A 5,487-nucleotide genomic window follows, 5' to 3' on the forward strand; every position below is an offset into this window, starting at 1 on the left:
GGGCCTGAGGGACTCCATCGATCGGGGCGTCGGCCAGCTCGTCGATGCCGACATGAACAAGGAATCGACCCGCCTCCAGGCGCTGCAGGTGCAGCAACAGCTCGGCGTCCAGGCGCTGTCGATCGCCAACGGCTCCTCGCAGTCGATCCTGTCGCTCTTCCGCGGCTGATCGCTCTATACTGACCGGGTCAAAGCATCGGGCCGCGCCAAAAGCGCGGCCCGATTTTTCATTGGAGCGATTCGCCGTTTCACGGAAACGGTGAACCGCTCCATCTCGATTTGCTTTGAAGCAATTCCGGACGGAAAACCGTTTCACACTTTTCCTGGAATTGCTTTGCTTAAGGCCCGCGCAACCTTCGCTTCTTAACTTCTCGAAAGCCTACTTTTAACAGGCCATTAACCATATCGCGCTAGATATGGTTAACCAATGGCTTACGACAGGTTGCCGACTCGGCCTGTATGGCATGCCGGCTTTTGAGAAGGAGCGAGTTTCTTGGCGAGCATCATGACGAACGCTGCGGCGTTGACTGCACTTCAAAGCCTCAACGCCACCAACAAATCGCTCGAGCAGACACAGGCCCGGATATCGACCGGCTACCGGGTTTCCGAAGCCTCCGACAACGCTGCCTACTGGTCGATCGCCACTACGATGCGCTCCGACAACTCGGCGCTGTCGACCGTGCAGGACGCGCTCGGCCTCGGCGCCTCGAAGGTCGACACCGCCTATACCGGCATGAACAATGTCCTTTCGACCATCGGCCAGATCAAGACCAAGCTTCTCTCGGCCGTGGGCCAGTCGGATGCCAACAAGGCCAAGACACAGACCGAAATCACCGCGCTGCAGGCGCAGATGAAATCCTTCGCCGACGCCGCCACCTTCTCCGGTTCGAATTATCTTTCGGTCACGTCCACGCAAGTGTCGGCCCCCAATGATGGCGTCCAGCCCGACGCCAAGATCGTCTCCTCGTTCAATCGCTCCTCGTCCGGCGCCATCTCGCTCGGCACCATCGACATCGATGTCGAGAGCACCAAGCTGTTCGATTCCGGCCTCTCCACCGCCGTCAAGAACCAGGGCATCCTCGATCGCAAGACCTCGATCTATTCCACCGCCACGGACCAGTCGGCATATGACGCCGCCTACGCGGCCTCGATCGCCGCCGGCAGCACCGACATCGCCGCCAACACCGCCGGCCAAGGCGCGGTGACGGGTACGCCCGTCAAGATCGACAACGTCTCCGCCTTCAATCTCGACATCACGGCGACGGGCGTGACCGACGACATCATCACGCAGATGGTCACCAAGATCGACAACGTCATGAGCCAGCTTACCGACGCCGCCACCGTGCTCGGCGCCGCCAAAAGCTCGATCGACCTGCAAAAGACCTTCACGCAGAGCCTGATGGACTCCATCGACCGCGGCGTCGGCCAGCTCGTCGATGCCGACATGAACAAGGAATCGACCCGCCTCCAGGCGCTCCAGGTCCAGCAGCAGCTCGGCATCCAGTCCCTGTCGATCGCCAACAGCTCCTCGCAGTCGATCCTGCAGCTGTTCAAGAACGGCTAAGCCGCCTGATCACCATCGACCGACGAAAAGGCCGCGTCTGAAACGCGGCCTTTTTTCGTTGCCTGGAAGGAAGGTGCGCGTTCAGCATCTTGCTGGCTCTTTGGCGGCACGTCCTATCATCCTCGCACAAGCTTCGCGGTCTAGTCTTCCGGCGGACAGTCATGCTGGGAGCGGTTGAATCGTGCCGGAACAGATCCAGGGCATCATCGCGAATTTGAAGAGCTTCGGCGTGAAACGTCTGGCGCTCATGGGCGGCATCGCGGCCCTGGTCATGGCCGTCATCGGCATCGCGTCCGTCTATCTCAACCGTCCGGCCTATGAGACGCTCTATGTCGGCCTCGAGCGTTCCGACGTCAACCAGATCGGCCTGGTGCTGGCCGACGCCGGCATCGGCTTCGATGTCGGCTCCGACGGTACCTCCGTGCTGGTGCCGGCCGGCACCACCGCGCAGGCGCGCATGCTGCTTGCCGAGAAAGGCCTGCCGACCAGCGCCAATGCCGGTTACGAGCTGTTCGACAATGTCGGCTCGCTCGGCCTCACCTCCTTCATGCAGCAGATCACCCGCGTGCGCGCGCTGGAAGGCGAGATCGCGCGCACCATCCAGTCGATCTCGGGCGTCAAGGCGGCGCGCGTCCACATCGTCATGTCCGAGCGCGCCAATTTCCGCCGCGACGAGCAGCAGCCCTCCGCCTCGGTGGTCATCCGCTATGCCGGCAACGATGCCGAAAAGAGCGCCATGTCGATCCGCCACCTCGTTGCCGCGGCTGTTCCGGGCCTCTCGGCCGACAAGGTCACGGTGCTCGATTCCAACGGCAACCTTTTGGCCGCCGGCGACGACCCGTCCAACACGAGCGCTGCCCGCACGCTCGGCATCGAGCAGACGGTCGAAACGCAGATCGGCGACAACATCCGCCGGGCACTGACTCCTTATCTCGGCCCGGACAATTTCCGCGCCAGCGTCAAGGCCGACGTCAACACCGACACCCGTCAGACCGAGGAGACGATCTTCGATCCGAACTCGCGCGTCGAGCGTTCGGTGCAATCGGTCAAGACCAACGAGGCCAGCAACCAGAAGCAGGCCTCGACCCCGACCAGCGTCGAGCAGAACCTGCCCGAGACGCAGACCACCACCACCGAGGGACCGCAATCCTCCTCGCAGAACGACCGCAAGGAAGAGATCACCAACTACGAGATCAACTCGAAGAAGATCGCGACCGTTTCGAACGGCTACACGGTCAACAAGATGTCGATCGCGGTCGTCGTCAACCAGGATCGGCTGAAGACAATCCTCGGCAAGGACGCCACCCCGGAGCAGATCGCCAAGCGCGTCGCCGATATCCAGAAGATGGTCGCCTCGGCGACCGGTTTCGACGACAAGCGCGGCGACGTCATCGACGTGTCGGCGGTCGAGTTCATCAACGGCCTCGACGGCGAGCCGATCGACCAGCCTGGCATCCTTGCCTCGATCGGCACCTATACCGGCACGCTGATCAATGCCGGCGCCTTCATCGTCGTCGTCTTCCTGGTGGCCTTCTTCGGCCTGAAGCCGATGGCCGCGGCGCTGACGGCGTCGGCGAAGCCCGCGGCCATTGCCGGCCCGAGCTTCGACGACGTGCAGCGTTCCTTGCCGACGCCCGATGCGCCCGTCGCCGCGATCACCGCCGAGACCCCGGCCGGCACCCTGCCTGGCGCGCGCGCCGGCGCAACGCCGCTCGATGATCTGCGCCAGAAGATCCGGCCGGCGCCGCAGGAGCGGCTAGCCCGCATGGTCGATCTCAACGAGGAGCGCACCGCGCAGATCCTGCGCAAATGGGCGGCCGCCCCGGAAGCCGTGGGTTAGGCCATGGCCTCGGCAGCCCTCTTCGATCTCCTGCCCGATTTCGGGTCGCGGACCTCGGCAGCCAGCCAGGTGCCGAAAGATCGCGGTGACGTCCAACACATGCCGGCCGCGCCGTCGCCGCAGGCCGATATCGGCGCGCTGATCGCCGAGGCGGTTGCCGACGCGGAGGCAGCGCTCGAGGCCCGCCCTGCGCTCTCCCACCAGGCTGCGCTGGACGCCGAGCGCCAGGCCAGTGACGATGCGGCCAAAGCTTTCCTTGAAAGCTTCGGCGGCGATCTTGGCGCCGCGGTCGCCAAGCGGATCGAAGCCATGGAGCGGCGCGTTGCCGAGCTTGCCGGCGCGACCGTCGCCCGCATCGTCGGCGGCCTTCTCAGCGACGACCTTCAGCAACGTTCGCTGCAGGCGCTTTCGCACGCCATCGTCACCGCGGTCGCCGACAGCGAGGCCGTGCGTATCGGTGTCCGGGGACCGCTCTCGCTGTTCGAGCCGCTGAAGGCGTCGCTCGGGTCCCGCGCCGCCAATCTCGACTTCACCGAAGCGCCGGGCTTCGACTTGACGGTCACCATTGACGAAACGGTGTTCGAGACGCGTATCGCCGAGTGGTCGGCGTCGTTGTCGGAGGTCCTGTCATGAGCACCGTCGAGCATGCCGACCCCCGGCACGAGATCATCATCGTCAAGCGCAATCACGACGGTCACGACGACGATCACCATGGTGGCGTGTGGAAGATCGCTTTCGCCGACTTCATGACGGCAATGATGTGCTTCTTTCTCGTCATGTGGCTGATCAACGCCGCCAACGAGCAGACCAAGGCAGCCGTCGCCAGCTATTTCAATCCGGTCGAGCTGATCGACCGCAACTCCAGCCGCAAGGGCCTGGAAGATCTGGGTGACGGCCCGAGCAAGGTCGGGCTGACGGCGGACAACCCGCAGCAGGGCGCGACCAAGGCGGGCGATGACGGCAAGGGCGGCGCCGGCTCCTCCGAACGCCGGCAGACCAAGGACGGGGCGCAGGATGCCCAGCTCTCCGATGAGAAGCTGTTTGCCGATCCCTACGCCGTGCTGGCCGAGATCGCCGCCGATACGGGCGTGATGCAGAATGTCAGCGCCAAGGGCGAAGGCGGCGCCCAGGCGTCCGGTCCGGCGACCGGCGCCTCCGGCGGCGAATCCTATCGCGATCCATTCGAGCCGGATTTCTGGTCGCAGCAGGTGGCGGCGCCTGGCGCCGAGGCCACCGCCGAGCGCGCCAGGATCGACGGGGATCCGGCCAAGCCCGGCGAGAAGGTCGCCACCGTCGCTGTGCCGAAGGTGAAGGCCGTTCCGGCTGCACCTCCGCTCACGGCCGCGCCGCTCGAACCGCTGGCAACCCCGGAAAAAGCCGCGCGGGGCGAGTCCGAGAAGCCATCGAGTGAAGGCAGCAAGGCCGAGAAGGCGCAGGGCGGGAAAGCCGAGACCGACAAGCGCGAGGCCGCGGCCGGCGACGCTAAAGCCGAGGCGGCGGAGGCGGAAAAGGCCGAACAAGAGCAGGCCGCCGACAAGGGCGACAAGACGCCGAGCAAAGCCGCCCTCCAGGAAGCGGCGGACATCAAGAAGGAACTCGCCAAGGCATTCCTGCCCGGCGAAAAGCTCGCCGACGGCGTCTCGGTCGAGGCCACCGACAAGGGCGTCGTCATTTCGATCACCGACCAGCTCGATTTCGGCATGTTCGAGATCGGCTCGGCCATGCCGCGCCGTGAGCTGGTGCTGGCGATGGAAAAGATCGGCCGCATCGTCAACCAGAAGAAGGGCACCATCACCATCAGCGGCCACACCGACGCGCGACCGTTCCGCAGCGACACCTACGACAACTGGCGGCTGTCCACCGCGCGCGCCCATTCGGCCTATTACATGCTGGTGCGCGGTGGCGTCGACGAAAGCCGCATCACCGAGGTCGCGGGCTTCGCCGACCGGCAGCCCAAGATCGCCTCCGATCCGATGGCGGCCGCGAACCGGCGCATCGAAATCCTGATGACGGCCGGCGGATGAAGGGCAGGAGCGTCATCGGCGGCGCGATAGCGCTGTTATTGCTCGCGGCAGGATCGCCA

The 5,487-nt window shown here is 64.8% G+C and carries 5 protein-coding genes; all 5 read left to right on the forward strand.

Annotation, left to right across the window (positions count from 1 at the left end):
- The coding region (locus EOD07_RS20750) for a flagellin (RefSeq protein WP_281059074.1) at positions 1 to 169 on the forward strand (169 nt) is incomplete at its 5' end.
- Positions 170 to 493: 324 nt separating this feature from the next.
- Positions 494 to 1,564 (forward strand): flagellin, encoded by a 1,071-nt coding sequence (locus EOD07_RS20755; protein WP_127236789.1) that lies wholly within the window; start codon positions 494 to 496, stop codon positions 1,562 to 1,564.
- A 181-nt stretch (positions 1,565 to 1,745) separates the two neighbouring features.
- On the forward strand, positions 1,746 to 3,404 hold the full coding sequence (gene fliF, locus EOD07_RS20760) for a flagellar basal-body MS-ring/collar protein FliF (protein WP_127236790.1): 1,659 nt from the start codon (positions 1,746 to 1,748) through the stop codon (positions 3,402 to 3,404).
- Between the two features lie 3 nt (positions 3,405 to 3,407).
- The gene (locus tag EOD07_RS20765; RefSeq protein WP_127236791.1) at positions 3,408 to 4,037 is read left to right on the forward strand and encodes a hypothetical protein; all 630 of its coding nucleotides are present in this window, start codon (positions 3,408 to 3,410) and stop codon (positions 4,035 to 4,037) included.
- A complete protein-coding gene (locus EOD07_RS20770; RefSeq protein ID WP_127236792.1) occupies positions 4,034 to 5,428 on the forward strand; it encodes a MotB family protein in 1,395 nt (464 codons plus the stop codon). The genes EOD07_RS20765 and EOD07_RS20770 overlap by 4 nt, the downstream gene beginning before the upstream one ends.
- The last annotated feature ends 59 nt before the right edge of the window (positions 5,429 to 5,487 follow it).

It is taken from the genome of Mesorhizobium sp. M2C.T.Ca.TU.002.02.1.1 (assembly GCF_003997225.1).

Excerpts from the sequence above, each read along its gene's own strand:
- EOD07_RS20770 (WP_127236792.1), top strand. The coding sequence starts at position 4,034 with ATGAGCACCGTCGAGCATGCCGACCCCCGGCACGAGATCATCATCGTC.
- EOD07_RS20765 (WP_127236791.1), top strand. The coding sequence starts at position 3,408 with ATGGCCTCGGCAGCCCTCTTCGATCTCCTGCCCGATTTCGGGTCGCGG.